This window comes from Pseudomonas sp. B21-056 (genome assembly GCF_026016325.1).
In the GTDB taxonomy this organism is placed as follows: domain Bacteria; phylum Pseudomonadota; class Gammaproteobacteria; order Pseudomonadales; family Pseudomonadaceae; genus Aquipseudomonas.
Map to the genome: position 1 here is coordinate 3,093,167 of NZ_CP087203.1, position 19,681 is coordinate 3,112,847.

19 protein-coding genes and 3 tRNA genes are annotated in these 19,681 nt (G+C 59.8%); 11 read left to right on the top strand and 11 right to left on the bottom strand.

What is annotated here, in order from left to right; genetic code table 11:
- Nucleotides 1–238 precede the first annotated feature (238 nt).
- Nucleotides 239–1,051, top strand: coding sequence for a crotonase/enoyl-CoA hydratase family protein (locus tag LOY67_RS13090; protein ID WP_265067571.1), 813 nt, complete (start codon nucleotides 239–241; stop codon nucleotides 1,049–1,051).
- 6 nt (nucleotides 1,052–1,057) lie between these two features.
- Nucleotides 1,058–1,888 carry an NAD(+) diphosphatase gene (gene nudC, locus LOY67_RS13095; RefSeq protein WP_265067572.1) on the top strand — a complete coding sequence of 277 codons (831 nt, stop codon included), beginning with the start codon at nucleotides 1,058–1,060 and terminating at the stop codon, nucleotides 1,886–1,888.
- Here the strand turns inward: nudC and LOY67_RS13100 are convergent.
- Nucleotides 1,856–2,635 carry a TSUP family transporter gene (locus LOY67_RS13100; RefSeq protein WP_265067573.1) on the bottom strand — a complete coding sequence of 260 codons (780 nt, stop codon included), beginning with the start codon at nucleotides 2,633–2,635 and terminating at the stop codon, nucleotides 1,856–1,858. The two genes, nudC and LOY67_RS13100, sit on opposite strands and share 33 nt — an antisense overlap.
- A gap of 382 nt (nucleotides 2,636–3,017) precedes the next feature.
- Between LOY67_RS13100 and LOY67_RS13105 the strand changes: the two genes are divergently transcribed.
- Both LOY67_RS13105 and LOY67_RS13110 read left to right on the top strand, forming a co-directional pair.
- Nucleotides 3,018–3,091 (top strand) — tRNA-Cys (locus LOY67_RS13105).
- Nucleotides 3,092–3,286: 195 nt separating this feature from the next.
- Nucleotides 3,287–3,373 (top strand) — tRNA-Leu (locus LOY67_RS13110).
- A gap of 79 nt (nucleotides 3,374–3,452) precedes the next feature.
- On the opposite strand, the gene LOY67_RS13115 is transcribed toward LOY67_RS13110, so the two are convergent.
- The gene (locus tag LOY67_RS13115; RefSeq protein WP_265067574.1) at nucleotides 3,453–3,815 is read right to left on the bottom strand and encodes an NUDIX hydrolase; all 363 of its coding nucleotides are present in this window, start codon (nucleotides 3,813–3,815) and stop codon (nucleotides 3,453–3,455) included.
- A gap of 279 nt (nucleotides 3,816–4,094) precedes the next feature.
- Between LOY67_RS13115 and LOY67_RS13120 the strand changes: the two genes are divergently transcribed.
- Both LOY67_RS13120 and LOY67_RS13125 read left to right on the top strand, forming a co-directional pair.
- Complete coding sequence (locus LOY67_RS13120; RefSeq protein WP_265067575.1) at nucleotides 4,095–4,280, top strand: hypothetical protein; 186 nt, start codon at nucleotides 4,095–4,097, stop codon at nucleotides 4,278–4,280.
- 76 nt (nucleotides 4,281–4,356) lie between these two features.
- Nucleotides 4,357–4,584: a PLD nuclease N-terminal domain-containing protein gene (locus LOY67_RS13125; protein WP_265067576.1), complete on the top strand. Its 228-nt coding sequence runs from the start codon at nucleotides 4,357–4,359 to the stop codon at nucleotides 4,582–4,584.
- A 36-nt stretch (nucleotides 4,585–4,620) separates the two neighbouring features.
- Here the strand turns inward: LOY67_RS13125 and LOY67_RS13130 are convergent, their stop codons facing one another.
- Complete coding sequence (locus LOY67_RS13130; RefSeq protein ID WP_265067577.1) at nucleotides 4,621–4,851, bottom strand: hypothetical protein; 231 nt, start codon at nucleotides 4,849–4,851, stop codon at nucleotides 4,621–4,623.
- A 152-nt stretch (nucleotides 4,852–5,003) separates the two neighbouring features.
- Nucleotides 5,004–5,258: a DUF6555 family protein gene (locus LOY67_RS13135; RefSeq protein ID WP_265067578.1), complete on the bottom strand. Its 255-nt coding sequence runs from the start codon at nucleotides 5,256–5,258 to the stop codon at nucleotides 5,004–5,006.
- 234 nt (nucleotides 5,259–5,492) lie between these two features.
- Here LOY67_RS13135 and LOY67_RS13140 point away from each other — a divergent pair, with 234 nt between their 5' ends.
- Both LOY67_RS13140 and LOY67_RS13145 read left to right on the top strand, forming a co-directional pair.
- Nucleotides 5,493–6,392, top strand: coding sequence for a polysaccharide deacetylase family protein (locus LOY67_RS13140; RefSeq protein WP_265067579.1), 900 nt, complete (start codon nucleotides 5,493–5,495; stop codon nucleotides 6,390–6,392).
- Between the two features lie 87 nt (nucleotides 6,393–6,479).
- Nucleotides 6,480–6,671, top strand: coding sequence for a DUF2188 domain-containing protein (locus tag LOY67_RS13145; protein ID WP_265067580.1), 192 nt, complete (start codon nucleotides 6,480–6,482; stop codon nucleotides 6,669–6,671).
- 235 nt (nucleotides 6,672–6,906) lie between these two features.
- On the opposite strand, the gene LOY67_RS13150 is transcribed toward LOY67_RS13145, so the two are convergent.
- From LOY67_RS13150 to LOY67_RS13160, 3 genes are all read right to left on the bottom strand, one after another.
- Nucleotides 6,907–8,700 (bottom strand): HAMP domain-containing histidine kinase, encoded by a 1,794-nt coding sequence (locus LOY67_RS13150; protein WP_265067581.1) that lies wholly within the window; start codon nucleotides 8,698–8,700, stop codon nucleotides 6,907–6,909.
- 278 nt (nucleotides 8,701–8,978) lie between these two features.
- Nucleotides 8,979–9,833, bottom strand: coding sequence for an SPFH domain-containing protein (locus LOY67_RS13155; RefSeq protein ID WP_265067582.1), 855 nt, complete (start codon nucleotides 9,831–9,833; stop codon nucleotides 8,979–8,981).
- A gap of 125 nt (nucleotides 9,834–9,958) precedes the next feature.
- Nucleotides 9,959–10,046: transfer RNA gene (locus tag LOY67_RS13160), tRNA-Ser, on the bottom strand.
- A 123-nt stretch (nucleotides 10,047–10,169) separates the two neighbouring features.
- Between LOY67_RS13160 and LOY67_RS13165 the strand changes: the two genes are divergently transcribed.
- Both LOY67_RS13165 and LOY67_RS13170 read left to right on the top strand, forming a co-directional pair.
- A complete protein-coding gene (locus tag LOY67_RS13165) occupies nucleotides 10,170–10,841 on the top strand; it encodes a Bax inhibitor-1/YccA family protein (RefSeq protein WP_265067583.1) in 672 nt (223 codons plus the stop codon).
- Between the two features lie 381 nt (nucleotides 10,842–11,222).
- On the top strand, nucleotides 11,223–12,563 hold the full coding sequence (locus LOY67_RS13170; protein WP_265067584.1) for a hypothetical protein: 1,341 nt from the start codon (nucleotides 11,223–11,225) through the stop codon (nucleotides 12,561–12,563).
- Nucleotides 12,564–12,604: 41 nt separating this feature from the next.
- Here LOY67_RS13170 and LOY67_RS13175 read toward each other — a convergent pair whose 3' ends face one another.
- Complete coding sequence (locus LOY67_RS13175) at nucleotides 12,605–13,042, bottom strand: Lrp/AsnC family transcriptional regulator (protein ID WP_265067585.1); 438 nt, start codon at nucleotides 13,040–13,042, stop codon at nucleotides 12,605–12,607.
- A 134-nt stretch (nucleotides 13,043–13,176) separates the two neighbouring features.
- Here LOY67_RS13175 and LOY67_RS13180 point away from each other — a divergent pair, with 134 nt between their 5' ends.
- On the top strand, nucleotides 13,177–14,070 hold the full coding sequence (locus tag LOY67_RS13180) for a DMT family transporter (protein ID WP_265067586.1): 894 nt from the start codon (nucleotides 13,177–13,179) through the stop codon (nucleotides 14,068–14,070).
- A 6-nt stretch (nucleotides 14,071–14,076) separates the two neighbouring features.
- Here the strand turns inward: LOY67_RS13180 and LOY67_RS13185 are convergent, their stop codons facing one another.
- The 3 genes from LOY67_RS13185 to LOY67_RS13195 all read right to left on the bottom strand — a co-directional run bounded on the left by LOY67_RS13185 (nucleotide 14,077) and on the right by LOY67_RS13195 (nucleotide 19,665).
- Nucleotides 14,077–15,702 (bottom strand): NADP-dependent glyceraldehyde-3-phosphate dehydrogenase, encoded by a 1,626-nt coding sequence (locus LOY67_RS13185; RefSeq protein ID WP_265067587.1) that lies wholly within the window; start codon nucleotides 15,700–15,702, stop codon nucleotides 14,077–14,079.
- A gap of 324 nt (nucleotides 15,703–16,026) precedes the next feature.
- Nucleotides 16,027–16,941 (bottom strand): autotransporter outer membrane beta-barrel domain-containing protein, encoded by a 915-nt coding sequence (locus LOY67_RS13190; RefSeq protein ID WP_265067588.1) that lies wholly within the window; start codon nucleotides 16,939–16,941, stop codon nucleotides 16,027–16,029.
- Between the two features lie 300 nt (nucleotides 16,942–17,241).
- The gene (locus tag LOY67_RS13195; RefSeq protein ID WP_265067589.1) at nucleotides 17,242–19,665 is read right to left on the bottom strand and encodes an autotransporter outer membrane beta-barrel domain-containing protein; all 2,424 of its coding nucleotides are present in this window, start codon (nucleotides 19,663–19,665) and stop codon (nucleotides 17,242–17,244) included.
- Nucleotides 19,666–19,681: the final 16 nt, after the last annotated feature.

Here is a 19,681-nt window from a genome sequence, read left to right on the forward strand (position 1 = left end):
GCCCCGCTGGGCTGCGAAGCGGCCCTCTTTTCAGTCATCCCGATTTTGTGTCGACTGAATTACTTTTGGGGCCGCTTTGCGACCCAACGGGGATAAATCCCCTCGCCACAGATACATCTATCTTAATCCTTGCCTGTATGACTGCCAGGTCCTGCTTTTGGCCGATGCACTGCCTACGACCCGTCGCAATCGCTTGTTATAGTTCAAGCCTCTTTTCAGCCGGTAAAGGATCACTGCCATGTCGCAATACCAAGCGTTCAACGTTGAACTTGCAGACAACATCGCCCATGTGCAGATCAATCGCCCGGACAAGATCAATGCGATGAACGCTGCGTTCTGGAGCGAGATCGTCGAGATATTCCAGTGGATCGACGATACCGACGAAGTGCGGGTCGTGGTGCTGAGCGGTGCCGGCAAGCATTTTTCCTCAGGCATCGACCTGATGATGCTGGCCGGTGTGGCCAATGAGCTGGGCAAGGACGTCGGCCGCAACGCACGCCTGCTACGGCGCAAGATCCTGCAACTGCAAGCCTCGTTCAACGCCGTGGACAACTGCCGCAAACCGGTACTCGCAGCGATCCAGGGCTATTGCCTGGGCGGTGCCATCGACCTGATCAGCGCCTGCGACATGCGCTACGCCGCTGAGGATGCCCAGTTCTCCATCAAGGAAATCGATATCGGCATGGCCGCCGATGTTGGCACATTGCAACGCTTGCCCCGGATCATCGGTGACGGCATGCTGCGTGAACTCGCTTATACGGGGCGCACATTCGGTGCCGACGAAGCGCGGAGCATCGGCCTGGTCAATCGCGTCTACAGTGATACCGCCAGCCTGCTCGACGGCGTGATGGGCATTGCCCGGGATATCGCCGCCAAGTCGCCGATCGCCATCACCGGCACCAAGGAAATGATCAGCTACATGCGCGACCACCGCATCGACGACGGGCTGGAATACGTCGCCACCTGGAACGCCGCCATGTTGCAATCGACCGATTTGCGCGTGGCCATGGCCGCCCATATGAGCAAACAGAAACCCGAATTTCTGGATTGACTGACCATGATTTCACGCTGGACCACCGCAGTACTCGATACCGATCTTCCTGGCGGCTGGGCCGTGGCCCGCAGCCCGGAAGGCTTCCTGTTCGATGACAACGGCGCGCTGTTTCCCCGCGAATGGCTCAAGCGCCAGGACCTGTCGGTCCTCGCCGAACATGGCATCGGCCACCTGGATGGCGAGCCGGTCTACCTGCTGGAACTGCACAGTTCACAGGAGATTGCTGGCTGCAACTGGAAAGGCCTGCGGGCCTTCATGCTCGAGGACGATCACACGCTGTTCAAGGTGCTGGGCTATGCGGCGCAGATCGGCACCTGGGCCCGTGAGCACCGCTTCTGTGGAAGTTGCGGCAAGCGCATGGGCCAGATTCCGCTGGAGCGGGCGATGTATTGCGATGTGTGCGACCTGCGGCACTACCCGCGGCTTTCACCGAGCATGATCGTGCTGATCACCCGCGGCGATGAGGTCCTGCTGGCCCGTTCACCGCGCTTCGTCGCCGGGGTCTACAGCACCCTGGCCGGGTTTGCCGAGCCGGGCGAGTCGGCCGAGGATTGCCTGATACGCGAAGTGCGCGAAGAAGTCAGCATCGAGGTGAAGAACATCCAGTACATGGGCAGCCAGTGCTGGCCGTTCCCCCATTCGATGATGCTGGGTTTCCACGCCGAGTACGCCAGTGGCGACATCGTGTGCCAGGAAGATGAAATCGAGGACGCCCAGTGGTTCAGCATCCACGACCTGCCACCGTTGCCGGCCTCGCGCTCCATCGCACGCTACCTGATCGATCTCTACGTGGCGCGGCGCTTAGGCCACGTTGAACCAGTGCTGCCAGGCTAGGCGTACGGTCAGGCCCAACACCACGGTGATGAACACCGGCCGGATGAACTTCGCGCCGCCGCTGATGGCGGTGCGAGCCCCGAAGAACGCGCCGATCATCACCGACACGCCCATGCACAGGCCGATGATCCAGTCGACTTGCCCCGAGAGCATGAACACCACCAGCGCCGCAATGTTGCTGACGAAGTTCATGCTGCGGGCCACGCCGCTGGCCTTGACCAGGTCGATGGGGTAGAGCAGCAGGCTGCTGACGGTCCAGAACGCCCCCGTGCCGGGACCGGCCACGCCGTCATAGAAACCCAGGGCAAACCCCTGGGGCGATTGCCATTTCTTCTTGATCGGTGCGTCGCTGTCCAGCGGCGCCTTGGGCGTGCCGCCAAACAACAGGTACAGGCCACAGGCAAAGACGATCACCGGCAGCATCTTGTTCAGCCATTCGGCAGGCAGGTAATGCGCGACGACGGCGCCGCTCAAGGCGCCCACCAGCGTGCCGACCAATGCGTGGGTCCACTGCCTCGGATCGAACAGCTTGCGCTTGTAGAAGGTGAAACTGGCCGTAGCCGAACCGAAGGTCGCGCTGAGCTTGTTGGTCCCCAGCACCAGGTGCGGCGGCAGGCCGGCGGTCAGTAGCGCCGGAGTGGTCAGCAGTCCGCCGCCCCCGGCAATGGCATCGATGAAACCGGCCAGGAACGCGACAACGGTCAGAATGGCGAGGGTGGTGAGGTCAACGCTGAGTTCAAAAGGCATGGAAAAGGCTTATTTGGCAGGTCGCAGAAGGGCTGCGGGGAAGGCCGGTATGTTACCCATAATGGCTCTGGGCCGCGACTCCGGCATGAAGACTCCGCAGCCCGTGGCGATGCCGGAGGTCTTTCGAGGATTGCCATCAAGCCGGCAGAAGCAAGCCCACAGCCCAGTCTTTACGAGACGAGCAGGGAGGCCGCCGTCGACCGATTTTTTTTTGAAATCAAGGGGTTGTCAGCTTTGGCAAATGAGTACATAATTGCGCCCATCGAACGCATTGGGACGTAAAAAATCCTAATGTTTTCAAGGAGATAGCGCTTAGTAAGCAATTATCTTCCGATCAGGTTGGTACACGGTTGATGTGGCTTCATTGCATCAGGCGTCTTGAGGCCGAATAGCAAAATGGTTATGCAGTGGATTGCAAATCCACCTACGCCGGTTCGATTCCGACTTCGGCCTCCACTATTAAAAAGCTCTGTAGATCTATGATTTACAGAGCTTTTTACTTTATGGAGCAATGAAGCCTTTTGTCTTGAAAAGGACATGGGCAACCTTGCTTCGTCGGGGAGGGATGTATATATTTCGTCCCTCTGCTGCACAGCCTCGGCATTGTCGGATCCTCAGATCCGCCACTCCACGAGGCTTGATCGCGCTACCGCCCGAATGGCGAAACTGGTAGACGCATGGGACTTAAAATCCCCCGCTCGTAAGGGCGTGCCGGTTCGATTCCGGCTTCGGGCACCATATAAAACAAAGGGTTGCATGAGATATCTCATGCAACCCTTTTTGTTTGCGCATCAGTCTACCGAGCTGTGCCGTGGCCTCACAACCGCCGCCTGAACGCCTCAAGTATCTCCCGCGTACCTTTCTTCATCTGCAATTGCGCAATGGTGTCCAGCGGATACCAGAGACAATCGCTGATTTCGTTCTGTGGCCTGGCCGCCCCAGTGTCGCTGACGGAAGCCTCGAATACATGATGCAGGGTGTCGCCATCGCTGATGCGCATCAGGTACAGCAGGTGTTCGGCGCCCAATCCGGTTTCTTCTGCGAGCTCCCTGAGCGCGGCGTCGGCATGGCTTTCGCCGCGTTCGACGGTACCGCCCGGCAAGGCCCAACGGCTGTTGGGTTTGCGCACCAGCAAGATGTGGCGATTTTCCTCGCAGATGACGGTCGCTCGGATTTTCATGGGCATGCTCGTTCAGTGACTGTCATTAAAATGAAATATAACTGAAATATTCGAGCCTGACGTCATCGGTAATCTCAAGCAGGATTCTCGGCTCATACCCATCCGACCGCAGCGCGATGGGAAAGACTGAACTTCATTTTGTGTCTTGATTCCCCTCTGGCTGGCATTCCTGGTGCCGGCTGCATCCATGACCGGCCATCGCCAAAAATGAATCAGATCCGAAAAAAGGTATCCATGTTGGGTGGACGGCCGACCCCGGGCAGTGGGGAGAGAGGAAAGATGACGACTGTTGAAGATTTCAAAGTCAAATCCCATGAGCTCCTGATGGAACTCGACGCGGCGACATCGGACATGATGACGCTCATCTGTGCCCATCAGATGACCGGGGCGGCCTGGGATGAGGCTGTGCGGCGTCAGCATGAAGCCTATGAGCAATGGGTCGGTTATCTGAACGAGGGTTCATAGGCCTGCCGACAGCATATTCTTTGAACGGACCCGGAGTGCCTGTGCCTAATCCATAGACCGTCAAGAGGATTGGGCCATGTCTGAATTAGCCAGTTATTTCTGGATCGCCGTCGCAGTGCTGCTGTTGCTCGTGGACCTGTGGGTGATCGTCAGTGTGTTTCGCAGCGACAAGTCGGCTGGGACCAAGGCGGGCTGGGCCCTGCTGTTGATCATCCTGCCAGTGCTGGGCTTGATCATCTGGGGCGTGGCCGGGCCGCGAGGGATCAAGGAAGGCCCGTCGTCGCCGGAGCACAGCAAGGGGTAGCGCGAGCACCGGTCGTTTGTTCTTCCGGGCCAGGTGCTAGCGGAATTTGGGTAATGGTCGCTCAGCGGGCTTGAGGGATGACAGCGCGTGCTGGATCGACGGAACGTCTTTATCGATGTCGTTCAGGCGATCCCGGATGCGCATGGCGGTCGGATGCCCGCCATTGTGGTCGACCCAGTCGGCGATTTCCTTGCAGGCCGCTGTCAGGCGAGCCTGGCGTGATTCCAGCAGGGTGAGCAGGGTGGTGATGGACTCTTTTTCGGACATGTCACACCTCCATTCAGGGTTGATAGGCAGCACAAAGCCCGCCGGAGACGGATCGTACTGTCGTTTAAGCGTAGTTGAGTTATTGCCGGTTTGCCGAAGAATCCGGCGCCCGGCTGGTGAGCCGGCGCGCCGAATGAGTAAAGGTTATCGAATCAGCCGGACTCCTTGATCCACGTGGGTGCGACGCTCGTTCGCCAGCGCACGTCGGTGATGCCGTATTTTTCCGCAAGGGGTTTGGTAACCCGCTTGACCTTCTCCCTGCCGAATTTGGGTATACGCCCGACACCCGCGTCGCAACTGGCCCAATGCCAAGCTTCGGAGTTATTCATCACTTCGGCTCGAATGATGAATGACTTGGGCTCGCCATGGAGCATGTAGTCGATGATGTAAAGCGATGGCCCGCCCATAAATCCTCCCTAATTAGTCCTATACGGATGGATGCGGAGGCGTTCGGAAAATTCAATCGGATTTCCAGACGGTCGAAATAGATCGTCCAGGCCCCCGTTCCGGTCTACATCAAGCGAGGCGAAGCAGTACTCACTGCAAGGAACCAAACCCGGTTAACCTTCTCCAAGGTGGGCTTCAACATCTTGTGCCAGGGAGCAGAGGCGTCGCGGTGCGGTACTACATAAAGGCAGAACATGAAAAACATCGCCAGGGCGCTGGTCATTGCAGTCCTCGCCAGCGGTTTGTCGGGGTGCATCGGGTCACCCATCGAATTGACTGCGCAAACCGAGCAACGCTTGCGTGAACAGCCCCCGATCCGTTTCCTGCTGACGTTCGATGATGGGCCCAGCGCATCGTCCTTCTGGAACCCGAGCCTTGACGTATTGGATGCCCTTGCCCACAACCCGGTGCAGCCCGGGATCAAAGCGGTGTTCTTCGTCCAGACCCGCGCCTCGCGCGCGGGCGACAGCGATATCGGCCGTTCGGTGATGCACCGTGAGCAAAGCGAAGGCCACATCCTGGGTTTTCATACGGCCACCCATTGGCACACCAATCACCGCTTGCTGAGCCCCGAGGAGCTGGAACAGTCGCTGGTCGATGGTAGCGCCGACATCGCCGCCATCACCGGTGCGGCGCCGATCCTGTTAAGGCCGCCGTTCTGGAGTTATGACCGACGCACATTCGCGGCCTACCAGCGGCATGGCATGCACGTGCTGCTCACCGACCTGAGCGCCAATGACGGCAAGATCTGGGGGATCACTGTCAGTCCGCGCCGGCGGATCAACCTGACCCGCCAGCTCTCCGAAGTGCGCGAGCGCATCGCTGCCGGGCAATTGCCGGCAGTCGATGGCGTGATTCCGGTGGTGGTGACGTTCCACGACCTCAATCGCTATACCGCTCGACACGCACGGGAGTACCTGCAGATCCTGCTCGACAGCGCCAGGGCCACAGGCGTGAGGACCGACGCCAAGCCGTTCTATGACGATCGCCAGGCGCTGGAACGGGCCGCCATGGCGCGTACGGTCCAGGAAAGTGGCCAGCCGGTGCGCCTGCCCGGCCTGTGGGACTGGTTCTGGGACTCGGATTCTCACTGATGGAGGTTGCGACGTTCGGTCGGCACCCCGGTGCAACTGAGTGTAAGGTAGGCGATGTAACCCTGGTTGATACCGCAGGAGGTGGCGATGAGTACTGCAATGCTGACGAAAATGCACATCAACGGTTATGACGTTCTCAGCGTAAACAGCGGCCCATGGAGGGTCTGTACCCAGGCTGACCGGTTGGGATCCTTCGCCTCGCGTGAAGAAGCGCTGGCTTACGCTGCGGCGTTGCCGGCCAGGAGAAACCGTGAGGTGCGGGAGGCGAACGTCAAGTAACGGCGCTGAGCCTGTGAACCCTGGGAAATCCTTGTGGGAGCGAGCTTGCTCGCGAAGGCGGTGGGGCAGCTTGCATCGATGCTGAGTGTGCCGCCGTCATCGCGAGCAAGCTCGCTCCCACATCGCCTGGTTTGAACCCAATATCCGCGATCACCACCAATCCCCTGTGGGAGCGAGCCTGCTCGCGATGGCGTCGACACATTCACCACCCATTGCTTGCCCTGCACCAAGCTTTTCAAGGACGCGCCAATTCCAACGGAATCTCCAGCGTGAAGAGGGCGCCTTGCCCAGGCCCATCGCTGTGCACATGGAGGCGACCACTCATCTCGACCGCCGCCAAGGCACAGCTGTGCAAACCGAACCCATGACCATCCTTACGGGTCGTGAACCCGTGGTTGAAGATGCGGGCCAGGTTATCCGGGGCGATGCCTTCACCACGATCCTTGACGCTGAGACATAACGTTGTGCGGTCGACGATCCGTATGCCCAAGGTCATCTCCCGTGGTTCGGAAACATGGGACATCGCGAATTTGGCATTGCTGATCAGGTTGATCAGGACCAGCAGCAACCTGTGTTTATCGCCCATGATCATGGGCGCGTCCTGATAGTCCTTGATGACAGTGACATGGTGCCGGCTCAGTGCACCGGAGTTCATGCGCAACGCATCTTCGAACAGGTCGCTGACATTGAGCGGTTCGATCAGGCGGGCCGCCCCGGCATAGGATTGTTGGGTGGTGACAATTTCCTTGATGTGGTCGACGCTCTTGGTCAATTGCGCCAGTTCATCAATCAGCAATGCTTGCTCGGTAGCGATGGAGTCGACCAGCTCGTTGAAGTAGCGGGGAAGCAACTTGCCCTTTTCATCGAGGGTGATGAACTGGCCCAGGTCCTCGGCGTGTTCATTCATCATCGTTACCGCTTTTCCGAGTCCCAATGTCCTGCTGTTTTTCAATTTACGGGTGACCAGTTCTGCGGAAATATTCACGCTGTTGAGCACGTTACCGACGTTGTGCAGGACGTTGGTAGCAATCTCGGCCATGCCCGCCATTCGCGCCGCGTCCACCAGTTCGCGCTCGGCCTCCATCAATTCGCGGGTACGTTCCTCGACCCGCTCCTCCAGCCGTTCATTGGACGACTGCAACGCGTGGTTGATCAGGTTGATGACGGCATTGCTGCGCACCAGTCGCACGGCCAGGTAGATCATCAGCAGCGCCATGAGGCTGGCGCACACGGCCAGGTAGATATGGTATTGGCGGTCTGTGGCGGCGGTCCGGCGCTGTGTCTCGTTCAACAGTTCATTGATGTTGTCCAGCTCCTGGGCCACCGGAATGACGTTGATGCGGTCAAGCAGATCATTGACGATCGGTTGTTCCTCGATGATGGACCGCACGTGCTGCGTCAGTTTGATAAGGGGAGGTTGATAGGAGGCGGGCAGTTGATGGATGTAGCTTTCCAGTCCGATGAGTTGACGATCTACTTCCCTGGCTTTGTCTGACGTGACGTAAGCAGCGTACTCCTGTGTCGTCAATGTCAGCTCAAGGACATTGGAAGCCGCCGTCAGGCGCTCTGTTGCATTGCCGATTTCCAACGTCTTGAGCAACGCCTGGATGTCATCTTCGGCCGTTGGCAACGCATCCAGGGCCGTACGCAACTTTGCATTGTGCTGTTCAAACTCTTCCACCAGCAGGGTCTTGTTCTTGACCGCATCGACATAACCCTGGCGCCGGGAGTTCCAAAGGGCGGCCAAGGGACCGGCGTTGTTGAGACGCTCCAGTTGTTCCCATCGACTGCTCGCTTCCGACGGTGGGGCCAGGGACAGATTGTTATTGACGCCGATCTTCTTCCTCAGAATCTTGACGTTCCAGTTGGCGTCGGACTGCTTGAGTTGCCGGATGAAATCACGGGACTCGAAGTAGGTCGTGGTGTCGTAGGTATAGGACTTGATCAGGAAGAATATCAAGGCCGAGAAAACGGCCAGTGCGACAGCCAACAAGGCAGGCCACTTATATTTTTGGATAATCGTGGTCACGCTGTTCTCCTGTCCGGGATGTTGATCGACGGAGTCGCTGGGTTCCCGGGGCGGGCGAGGTTTTCAGGGGATGAAACGACAGGCTGAGGCTGTATGCAGTGGATTGGCTGGCGCGCTGGCCTGTTTTTGCCTGGGGACACGTTGAGCTCCCTGCTAACGTTGACTGCGGGTTCGTCACTCAGGCCAGTGTAGCGCTAACGGATGGAGCGATGTTCCCTGCGGGAATGGCTCGAGACGCTGGGGAAGCAGGCGCGGCCAGGGCTGGCCGCGCCGCAGGATTACTTGGTGTCGATGAAGGGCAGGGTGCTATTGGGCAGTACGGTGGTCGGCAATACCCCGTTCCAGCGCTCGGCCTTGGTCAGTTCCACCAGGTTCTGGTTGCTGGCCAGGGCCTGGGCCCGAGCCTTGATCGCCTCGGCTTCGGCCTTGCCGCGCAATTCGGTGGCCAGCGCATCCGCCTTCGCCTGGGCGATCTGCGAGTCGGCTTCCGCCTGGGCCTGGGTCACGCGGATCTGCGCCTGGACCTGCTCGGTGGCGAGCTGTTGTTCACGGGTCTTGACCTGGACTTCCGCCGCCATGCGCGCTTCGATCGCCTTCTCGTAGGCGTCACTGAAATCGATGTTCTCGACCTGGACGCTGTCGATGATCACCGGGCCGGTGATGGTGGATTTGATCGCGCTCGAGATATCGTTGACCAGTTGGACGCGGTTCTGCACGGCGGCCACGGCATTGAACCTGCCGAACACGTTTTCTACCTGGGTCGGCACCTGCCGGCTGATCATCCGGTCGCGGATGCCTTCGATATCCTTGAACTGGCTGTAGACCTTGGCCACGTCCGCTGGCGCAATGTGCCAGGACACGGACACCTTGAGCTCGGCGGACTGTTGATCCTTGCTGTAGGCCTGGAGGTCGTCATAGGACGTGACCTGGCTTTGTACGCTGATCAGGCGCACGGACTCGATGAAGGGCGTCTTGAACGACAATCCCGGTTCCACGACTCCGACCAGCGCGCCGTTGCGCAGCAGTACGCCGCGTTCGGTTTCGTCGACCGTGTACCAACTGCCAAAGAATACGCAGAGCAGGGCGATGCCCAGGATTGCCGCAACGAGGGAGCCGATGGTTTTGCTGGTCACTGTTCTTTCCTTTGAGTGGGGGCCGGGGTTGCGATGTGCAGTAATCCAGCACTGAAGTCGACAGCTGTTTTCCGAACGCCAGACACGAAAAAGCCCTGAATGATCAGGGCTCTAACGTACAAATATGGCGGAGGCGATGGGATTCGAACTCATGGACCTGTTACAGTCGACGGTTTTCAAGACCGTTGCCTTAAACCACTCGGCCACACCTCCGTATTGCGTTGCGGGCGCCATAATACCCGAATGAAACACACTGTCAAACTCTCCACGTAGCTTGTTACAGGGCGTCTGTTATGATCCTTGCCACTGAATGTTTCAAACCGGAGGAGTGTCGCCATGCGCGAACAGGATTACGCAGTGAACAACAGCGTGCAGGCCGAGCAGCTAGAGGTTAGCCGCGTCCTGCGCAACACTTATGGCTTGCTGGCACTCACGCTCGCTTTCAGCGGTGTGATGGCCTACGTCGCCCAGCAGATGCATGTCGGCTACCCGAATGTGTTCGTGGTGCTGATCGGCTTCTACGGGCTTTTCTTCCTGACCAACAAACTTCGCGATTCGGGCTGGGGCCTGGTCTCGGCGTTCGCCCTGACCGGCTTCATGGGCTTCATACTCGGCCCGATCCTCAACCTTTACCTGAAGATGCAGGGCGGCGCCGAACTGGTCAGCTCGGCCTTTGCCATGACCGCACTGGTATTCGGTGGGCTGTCGGCCTACGTGCTGATTTCCCGCAAGGACATGAGCTTCCTGGGCGGTTTCCTCACCGCCGGGTTCTTTGTACTGGTGGGGGCGATGCTGGTCAGTTTCTTCTTCCAGATCAGTGGCCTGCAATTGGTGATCAGTGCAGGTGTCGTACTGTTCTCCGCACTGATGATCCTGTACCAGACCAGCGCCATCATCCATGGCGGCGAGCGTAACTACATCATGGCGACGATCAGCCTGTATGTATCGATCTACAACCTGTTCGTCAGCCTGTTGCAACTGTTGGGCCTGATGGGCCGCGACGACTGATCGCATCCATGACCAAAAACCCGCTTCGGCGGGTTTTTTTTCGTCCACGGTTTGTGTTGTGGCAAATGGCCTCGAAAATGCCGCTACGTGATGGCGGCTTCGAATAAATGATCTACACCTATGGGCAAGGGAGCTTATTGCCAAGGAGGCACGAAGTGGATCGCTTGGCCATGGGAAATCTCGTACCGCCCCCTGATACCTCTTGTATTCGGCAACCGAGCCAGGTCCGAGCGTGCCCGGCTTGAGCCGAAGGAGGTGCTTTGCATCACTGAAAGTGGACCGTGACAGGCCTGGCACCGTGCCGCCGCCTGAAAACAGAAGGAGGTCCTGCGCATCGGTCAGGAAGCCGATGAGAGGGCGCCTCCCTATAAGGAGATATGGATGAACCAGCCCCAAGGAAAAAACGCTGTATTTCTGATCCTGGCAGGCATGATGGCCTTGACCAGCGCCCATGCCGGAACCTTTCCGGACTTCGGTTATTTACCACCAAAGGATGTGTATCCGGGCCCCCTTTTTCAACTCAGCCAGAACTATCCCACCGTGGCGCCGGGTGCATCTTCGATGCCGGCGTTCTTCAAGCAACTCCCCAAGACATTCTCCAACGACTTTGAAACCTGGCGCCCCTATATGAACGAGGTGAAGAAGTACTGCCTGGAGGGCAATACCGGGATTGGCTGGAATGTGCAGAAGAACAAGGTTCGTCAGTGGTATCACATGCCTTGGCAGCATTACGGTCTCAACGGCCGCGAGGGTATTCACGGGCTCACCAAGGAGGCACCGATCCAGCCCCAACAGTTGGCGAGCACGCAAACCGGCAGTGGGCAGACCTATGCGGTGGGCATCTACAATGACATAGGGGCCTACACCATTGGCCAGGTCTGGAAAGACCCGCAGAACCCCGACCCGAGCTACACCTCCAAACCCAAGGGCTTCGGCAACGGCACGGTCGTGTGCAAGGCGCTGTTTGCCGATATCGACGTCAGTACGGTGCCGTTCCTGGCCAATCCATTGCTCTGGAAGGCCTACACCGCCAAGACGTTCACCTCGACAAGCCGCGCCGTGACTGATGTTGCGCTGATACAGATGGACATTGCTGTGCGCGACACCCGGGTAAGCGATACCGGCTGGCTCTTCGGAACTTTCCAATACAACGGCGCCATTACCGGTAAAGCGAATTGGGACAACCTGGTGCCAGTGGGGATCATGTGGGGGAATGATCCCAAGGATAACGGCCATGCGTTCACCAACCCGACGCCAACCGAAACCAAAATCAACCCGGCGTTGAAGCAGACCGCAATCAACGCCAATACCAAGGAACTGCCGCCGACGCACCTGGGATGGAACGGGCGCCTCAATGGTCCGGTGGACAATCCCCAGGCGTCCTGTATGAGCTGTCACATGACTGCCGAGTATCAGCAACTGGCGCTCATGAACCCGACGTTCCAGGCCAACCCTCCACCCGTCGGGGGTGATGTCTGGATGCAATGGTTCCAGAACATCCCGGCCGGACAGCCTTTCTCACCTCACACGAAAAGCACGGACTACAGCTTGCAGTTGTCCGGTGCTCTGGCCAACTTCTATAACTGGAAGTGCAACCTCAGTGGGGTTTATGCGGATAAAAAGAATGCGTGCGACAAGATCCAGCCCCTCACGTTGATGAAAGAGAGCAATGCGCCCCAGGAGGAGGTGCAAAAAGTACAACGCAGTCCGGAAGCGGAATAACGTGAACCCGGCCTCGGTCCATCGCCGAGGCCGGATCCGGCTCAGGTCATTGGTGGCAAACGCCGCTTGACCGGGGTCTTCTTGACGATCGCGGTACTGGTTTCGGCCAGGACATTGAGTTTGTCCAGCAAGGTGTCCAACTGCTCCATCGAGCGCACGTGCAGCCGGGCAATGAAGCAATCGTCGCCAGTCACCTTGTCACATTCGGTAAATTCGGCGATGGCCTGGATTTGCCGTTCCACCTCATGCAATTGCCCCGGTAGCGGGCGGATACGGACAATGGCCTGGAGCTGGTAGCCGAAGCACTTCGGGTCTACCTCAACGGTGTAGCCCCTGAGCACGCCGCGTTCCTCAAGCCGTCGCAGGCGCTCGGCGACGCTGGGGGAGGAGAGGCCGCTCAGGTTCGCCAGTGCCTTGAGCGAGCGTCGGGAGTCTTCCATCAGCGCACTGATGAGAATCTGGTCAATATCGTCCGTCATTTTCACTCCGTTAGGCGAATGCCTGAAGTTGCCTTGATAAAAAAGGTCAGACGCCAGTTTAGCCTTTTTCAAGCCATGGAGAAGCCCTTCATAGGCTTGCCATACTGTGCCCCACTTGCTGAAGGAGCCTGATGATGGACAAGACCTTACGTCGCGGTTCGCTGGAAATGACCGCCGCCATGCTGATTTCCGGAACCATAGGTTGGTTCGTGCTGGTGTCCGGCCTGCCGGTGCTGGATGTGGTGTTCTGGCGCTGCGTGTTCGGCGCGGCCACCTTGTTGCTGATTTGCGCCGGTTTCGGTTTCTTGCGCCGGGACATCCTGACCCGCACCACATTCCTGCTGGCGGTGCTCAGTGGGGTGGCGATCGTCGGCAACTGGGTGTTGCTGTTCGCCTCTTACTCACGGGCCTCGATTGCCATCGGCACCGCCGTGTACAACGTCCAGCCGTTCATGCTGGTGGGGTTGGCGGCGCTGTTCCTGGGGGAAAAGATTACCGCGCAAAAGCTGTTCTGGCTGGCGGTGTCGTTTCTCGGGATGCTGGCAATCGTCAGCGCCCATGGTGAGCAAGGGCAGGGCGGCGGGGAGTACCTGGTGGGCATTGCACTGGCTCTTGGCGCTGCGTTTTTGTATGCCATTGCGGCGCTGATCATCAAGCGCTTGACCGGCACGCCACCGCACTTGATTGCGTTGGTGCAGGTCAGCACCGGTGTATTGCTGCTGGCACCCTGGGCAAACTTCTCGGCCTTGCCGCAACAGCCCGAGGGCTGGGCCAGCCTCGTCACCCTCGGCATGGTTCACACCGGGGTGATGTATGTGCTGTTGTACAGCGCGATCCAACGCTTGCCGACCGCGATCACCGGTGCACTATCGTTCATCTATCCAATCGCGGCGATCTTCGTCGACTGGTTCGCCTTCGGCCATCGCCTCGAACCGCTGCAATGGCTGGGTGTGGCGGCGATCCTGCTGGCGGCTGCCGGCATGCAGCAAGGCTGGGGTTTCAAGGCACGTCGCCCAGCCCTGCCGTAAGGCCGCTCAGAAGATGTAGTCGGTGGTCAGGAAGTTTGAGTCCCGCTCGCGGATGATGTCGCTGATCAGCGCCTTGTTGCTCTCCTGGAACTTGGTCGCCACCAGGGTGCGGATCGAAAAGGTGCGCAACGCATCGTGCACGGACAAGGTGCCCTCGGCCGAGTTTTTCCGGCCGTTGAACGGGAAGGTGTCCGGTCCACGCTGGCACTGGGCGTTGATGTTGATACGCCCGACCTGGTTGGCGAAGGTATCCACCAGCTTGCCGACTTCAGCTGGATGGGTACCGAAGATGCTCAGTTGCTGGCCAAAGTCGGACTCCAGTACGTAGTCGATCACGGTGTTGAGGTCGCGATACGGCACGATGGGCACGACCGGGCCGAACTGTTCCTCGTGATAGACCCGCATTGCGGTATTTACCGGATAGAGCACGGCTGGGTAGAAGAATGAGCTGCGGGATTCACCGCCATGGGCGTTGGTCACCGCTGCACCCTTGGCGACCGCGTCGTCCACCAGGGAGCGCAGGTAATCGATCTTGCCGGCCTCGGGCAATGGCGTCAGCGCCACACCGTCTTCCCACGGCATGCCCGGCCTGAGGGCGGCGAGCCTGGTGTTGAATTTCTCGATGAATGCCGGTGCCACGTCTTCATGGACGAAGAGGATTTTCAACGCCGTGCAACGCTGGCCGTTGAATGACAGCGAACCGGTCAGCGCCTCGCTGACGGCATTGTCGAGGTCAACGTCCGGCAGCACCAGCCCCGGGTTTTTCGCATCCAGCCCCAGGGCGGCACGCAGGCGGTGCGGGCGCGGATGGAGTTTCTTCAGGTCGCTGGCAGCCTTGTTGGTGCCGATGAAGGCGAAGATGTCGATCTTGCCGCTGGCCATCAACGCGCTGACGGTTTCCCGGCCGCTGCCGTAGATCACGTTGATCACCCCAGCCGGGAAACTGTCGCGAAAGGCTTCCAGCAGCGGGCGCACCAGCAGCACGCCGAGCTTGGCCGGCTTGAACACCACGGTGTTGCCCATGATCAGGGCCGGGATCAGCGTGGTGAAGGTTTCGTTCAGCGGATAGTTGTAGGGGCCCATGCACAGGGCCACGCCCAGGGGCACGCGACGGATCTGCCCGAGGGTATCCTGTTCCAGCTCGAAGCGGCTGGAGCGGCGGTCAAGTTCCTTGAGGGCATTGATGGTGTCGACGATGTAATCGCAGGTGCGGTCGAACTCCTTCTGGGAGTCCTTGAGGTTCTTGCCTATCTCCCACATCAGCAACTTGACCACCGTCTCGCGCTGCTCGCGCATGCGCGCCAGGAAGGTTTCCACGTGGCGGATGCGCTCGGCCACCCGCATCGTCGGCCACAGGCCCTGGCCGCGGTCATAAGCCCGAACGGCAGCGTCCAGGGCGGTGAGGGCGGTTTCGGCATCCAGCAACGGCGTACTGCCGAGCACCACCTGTTCATCGCCTTGCTCACTGGCCAGGTACACCGGACTGCGCACGACGGCCAGCGGCCCCTGCCAGGTCTTCAGGACGCCATCGACCAGGTATTCACGCTGCTCGATCCGTTCTTCGAGGCGATAGGCCAGGGGGATATCGGCGGCACTGGGAAACAGATTGGCGAGGAGGTTGGCTGTGCTCATGTCGTTACTCCATCAAAGAAATGAACCCTGGGACGACTCACCGTCGTCTTCGCTTCCAGGGTTATACGCCTTAATGGGGGGAGTTTTTAAGTGGCAGGGGCCGGTAGCTGCGTTTTTGCCGGCCCGGATGCGCAATGCTGCTCACTTGAGACTTGCGCAGTTCATTGTGGCGAGGGGATTTAGCGAAACGTCGCACCGCCCCGCTGGGCTGCGAAGCAGTCCCTGAATACAGGCACCGTGTTGTGCCGAGCTGATCGCATTCAGGCTTTCTGGGACTGCTGCGCAGTCCAACGGGGATAAATCCCCTCGCCACAGTTCGGTGTTTCACCAACGCATCCGTACGCCCAGGCTGGCAATCACGCCATTGAGGTCGTTGTCGTCGACGTCGCTGCTGTAGTCGGCGCTGACATACAGGCTCACCACGGGCGTGACCCGGGCGACCAGGCCCAGGCCCAGCTCGACGGTGGAGGATTTGCGGCTGCTGCTGATCTTGTCGACCTTGTCCAGGGACAGGGCGTCGGCGCTCTGGACGGTGTGCCACAGGTTGGTCCGCACGTAGGGCTCCACGCCCAGGCCGTTGACCTCGTAAGTACCCTTGAGCCGTGCCCCCACACGCCCGCTCCAGGTACTCAGTGCACTGCTGTTGCCGTCCTCGGCGTTGCCGGTGTCGAGGGTCACGCGCTGGTTGATCAATTGCGCCTGGGGTTCGACCACCCAGTTTTCACTGATGCCGATGGGAAAGCCGCCTTCGACCGACAGGGTGACGGCGCTGCCTTCGGTTGCCTGGCGCTGGCCTTGTTCGGTTCGGCTGTAACCGTTGACCCGGCCGCCGCTGGCACTCAGGTCTACGTGCCAACCGTCGGGTCCGGTCAGGCTCCAGTAAGCGCCCAGGTTCGTGCCTTGCAGGTTCAACGCGTCTTTGCCCGGTTCGGCCATGGCCGGGCTGACCAGCACACCGCCGACATTGGCAATGATCTGGTTCTGTCCACCGATCAGGCCCATGCGCTGGGTATGGCCACTGTCGTTGCGAAGGGTGAACAACGCGGGGCTTTTGTCGGATGTAGAGTCGGTGTTGATGAGGGTGACGTTCGGATTGTCGGACGGTGTTCGGTCATACCAGGGTTGCGAGGATTGCTCGACAGGCCAGGCCATTACCTCCATGGATGAGCACAGCAACAACGAGGTCGACACGGTGTAGAAGGTGGTGGTGATTTCTTGGGGGCGCAGGGAAGTTCTCATGGGGGTCTGCCTTGCAATCGCATGCGTTTCTCGCTTAGGGCGTCTCTCCTACCCCGAATGAGGGGCGACCGAATGAATTGAGGCAAGTCTCGGGCGGCCCGCCGCAACGGGTTCCCGAGACCTGCCCCTGACTGTATTTCCGGGGGTAGTACCGTGTAGTCAAGAAGACTGATGCCACTGCGTCAAGAAACTGAACGATGAATGGCGATATGAAATCAGGCTGAATAAATGGCTGATTTTTTTCAGTTATCCGAAGACTCGATTGGCGTCAAATCACTGTCGGAAGAGGCAGCATAAACGTCACCAACTGACCCGCACACCGAAATTTCCCGCCATGCTGCGTTGCTGATTGCTGTCCAGGTTGTTGCTGTAGTCGGCGCTGGCGTAGACGCTGACCGAGGGGGCCAGGCTCATGATGACGCCGACGCCCAGGTCTGCGGTGGAGGCGCGCTGTTGGGTTTCGACCCGGTCGGTGTTGTCGAACGTGACCGTATCGGTGCCGGAGAATGTGTGCCATAGGTTGGCGCGCAGATACGGTTCGACGGGCATGCCGCTGACTTGATAGCGGCCCTTGAGCCGAGCGCCGACACGGCCGGTCCAGGCGCTGTCGGAATCGAATTCGACCCTGGAGATCCCATCGTCCTGGGTATCCAGGGAGATTTTCTGGTGGATGACCTGGACCTGGGGTTCCAGGACCCAGTCGGCGGCCACGGCGAATGGATAGCCGGCCTCCGCGGAGAGGGTCAGGGCGTGTCCGCGATTGTCGATCTTGAGACCACGGTCTGAGCGGTTGTCGCCGTCCAGCCGGGTGCCCATCACCACCGCATCGACATAGCCGCCGGTAGGGTCGGTGAGCGTCCAGTAGAGCCCGTAGCTGTCGCCGTCAAGTTCTATCCTGCCGGCGCGTCGGCCCTGGAAGCCCAGGTTGAAGCCGTCGACGCTACCGTTCAGTTTGGTGTGGCCGACGAAGAACCCGATGCGTTGGGTCTGGCCGCCGGACATCGGCGCGCTGTATAGGTCGTTGCCCACCTGGAAGCCTTTGATCGAGCCGTCGAACCGAGGCGAAACCGTACCGGCCCAGGTCTGGTCCAGATCCTTGCCATAGACTCGGCCCCAACCGGCGCCGAACGCACCGGTTTCGGTGAGCAGGCGCTGGTCGCCCTGGCGGTCATGGAAGGTGCCCAGAGCCATCAGGGGCAGTTGCGCCGCGGCCGGCGGCAACACCGACCAGGTGGGCACTTCGGGACGATACAGGGGAATGGGCGCGGCGCCCGGCACCGCAGCCGGTAACGCCGGCAAACTCGGGCTGGGCGCCGCCACCGGTCCGGCGACCACGGTTGAGCGCAGGTACCAGTTGTTTTCATTGCCGTTCACGCCGCCCTTGAACAAGCGGTAATCGAAAGCGCCGGCAGACACCGCATTGGCCAGCGAAAATGCACTGCTGTCGCTGACCGCGCCGCCCTGGGCCTGGACCAGCTCGATGCCGTTCTGCGTGGTCAACGCGCCAGCACCTCCTACATTCGTGACGGTGATGGCGGTGGTTCCCGTGAGCGTTCCCCCGTTGACCACCAACTTGTCGCTGGGGGAATCATCGGCCCCCAACACCGTTTGCAGGCGTAGCTGGCCGTTGTTACCGACGTAGTTACCCTGCACGGTGAGGGTGTCGTTGGTGCGGGCATTGTCGCGGGTGAGGTCCACCGTCCCGGCGTTGTTGAGCGTTGCCAGTTGGCCGGCGGTAAACGACGTGACGCTGCCCTGTGTCGAGGTCAATACGCTGCTGCTGTCGAGGGTGAGGGTGCCCGTGGCGGTGGCGCTGTCGCCCAGGACCAGGGCGTCATTCAGGTCCAGGCGCGAGCCCTGGGTGAGGTTGACGTTCTCCCAGTTGACGTAACGGGCGCCCGTGCTGGAAGTGCTGCCTTCAAGGGTCAGGATGTCCTGGCCCAAGCCGCCATTCAGGCTTGGCGTTATGGCGAGAGTCGTTTCATCGAGACCGCGCAACAGCGCCGTGTCATTGCCGTCACCCATCAAGACGGCGGAGTGCAGCAGGCCGCCGCTCCACTGCAATCGGTCATCGCCGGCACTGGCACGGATCTCGCCGATAATCTCGCCACCGCTGACGGTAATGCTGTCATTGCCGCCACTGACGCTGACGTTGCCGCCGATGCGTCCCGCCGACAGGATGATGGTGTCCTGGCCGAAGCCGGTCACCAGATTACCGATGATCTGGCCGCCCGACATGTCGAAGAGGTTGTCGTCGAGTTTCATGTCGACCCGACCGATCGTGCCGCCGCTCATGTGCGCGATATCGCCGTCTTCGAACGCATCGACAATGGTGCCGCCGGACATCGTGAACGTATCGAGGCCATCACCCTGGGACAGGGACAGGATGCGGCCGCCGGTCATGATGAAATCGTCGGTGTCCGAGCCTTGGCCCACGTCACCGTCAATCACGCCATTGGCGTGGATCTCGATGTGATCGACGCCTTCGTCAAACGTGACGTCGCCCTGGATGACGCCGCTGCCATTGGCAGGCATCGTCAGGCTGTTGTTGCCGGAAAGGTCCGTCAGCCCGGGACTGGTGCCGCTGTCGCAGACATAGGCGTCATCGCCTGCGGTTGGCGTCAGTGTACAAGCCGCCAGGGCGGGGGGAATGGGGAACAGGAAGGGGGTCGATACCCATAAGACATTGAACAGCCGCTTGAATCCATGATCGTGCGAGCTCATGTGCTATCCCTCTGCA

Bases quoted from the DNA above. Each gene is read 5' to 3' on its own strand.
- nudC (WP_265067572.1), top strand. From the start codon at position 1,058: ATGATTTCACGCTGGACCACCGCAGTACTCGATACCGATCTTCCTGGC.
- LOY67_RS13125 (WP_265067576.1), top strand. From the start codon at position 4,357: ATGTCTGAATTAGCCAGTTATTTCTGGATCGCCGTCGCAGTGCTGCTG.
- LOY67_RS13090 (WP_265067571.1), top strand. From the start codon at position 239: ATGTCGCAATACCAAGCGTTCAACGTTGAACTTGCAGACAACATCGCC.
- LOY67_RS13170 (WP_265067584.1), top strand. From the start codon at position 11,223: ATGAACCAGCCCCAAGGAAAAAACGCTGTATTTCTGATCCTGGCAGGC.
- LOY67_RS13130 (WP_265067577.1), bottom strand. From the start codon at position 4,851: ATGTCCGAAAAAGAGTCCATCACCACCCTGCTCACCCTGCTGGAATCA.
- LOY67_RS13145 (WP_265067580.1), top strand. From the start codon at position 6,480: ATGAGTACTGCAATGCTGACGAAAATGCACATCAACGGTTATGACGTT.
- LOY67_RS13190 (WP_265067588.1), bottom strand. From the start codon at position 16,941: ATGAGAACTTCCCTGCGCCCCCAAGAAATCACCACCACCTTCTACACC.
- LOY67_RS13175 (WP_265067585.1), bottom strand. From the start codon at position 13,042: ATGACGGACGATATTGACCAGATTCTCATCAGTGCGCTGATGGAAGAC.
- LOY67_RS13140 (WP_265067579.1), top strand. From the start codon at position 5,493: ATGAAAAACATCGCCAGGGCGCTGGTCATTGCAGTCCTCGCCAGCGGT.
- LOY67_RS13180 (WP_265067586.1), top strand. From the start codon at position 13,177: ATGGACAAGACCTTACGTCGCGGTTCGCTGGAAATGACCGCCGCCATG.
- LOY67_RS13135 (WP_265067578.1), bottom strand. From the start codon at position 5,258: ATGGGCGGGCCATCGCTTTACATCATCGACTACATGCTCCATGGCGAG.
- LOY67_RS13100 (WP_265067573.1), bottom strand. From the start codon at position 2,635: ATGCCTTTTGAACTCAGCGTTGACCTCACCACCCTCGCCATTCTGACC.
- LOY67_RS13185 (WP_265067587.1), bottom strand. From the start codon at position 15,702: ATGAGCACAGCCAACCTCCTCGCCAATCTGTTTCCCAGTGCCGCCGAT.
- LOY67_RS13165 (WP_265067583.1), top strand. From the start codon at position 10,170: ATGCGCGAACAGGATTACGCAGTGAACAACAGCGTGCAGGCCGAGCAG.
- LOY67_RS13195 (WP_265067589.1), bottom strand. From the start codon at position 19,665: ATGAGCTCGCACGATCATGGATTCAAGCGGCTGTTCAATGTCTTATGG.
- LOY67_RS13120 (WP_265067575.1), top strand. From the start codon at position 4,095: ATGACGACTGTTGAAGATTTCAAAGTCAAATCCCATGAGCTCCTGATG.
- LOY67_RS13115 (WP_265067574.1), bottom strand. From the start codon at position 3,815: ATGAAAATCCGAGCGACCGTCATCTGCGAGGAAAATCGCCACATCTTG.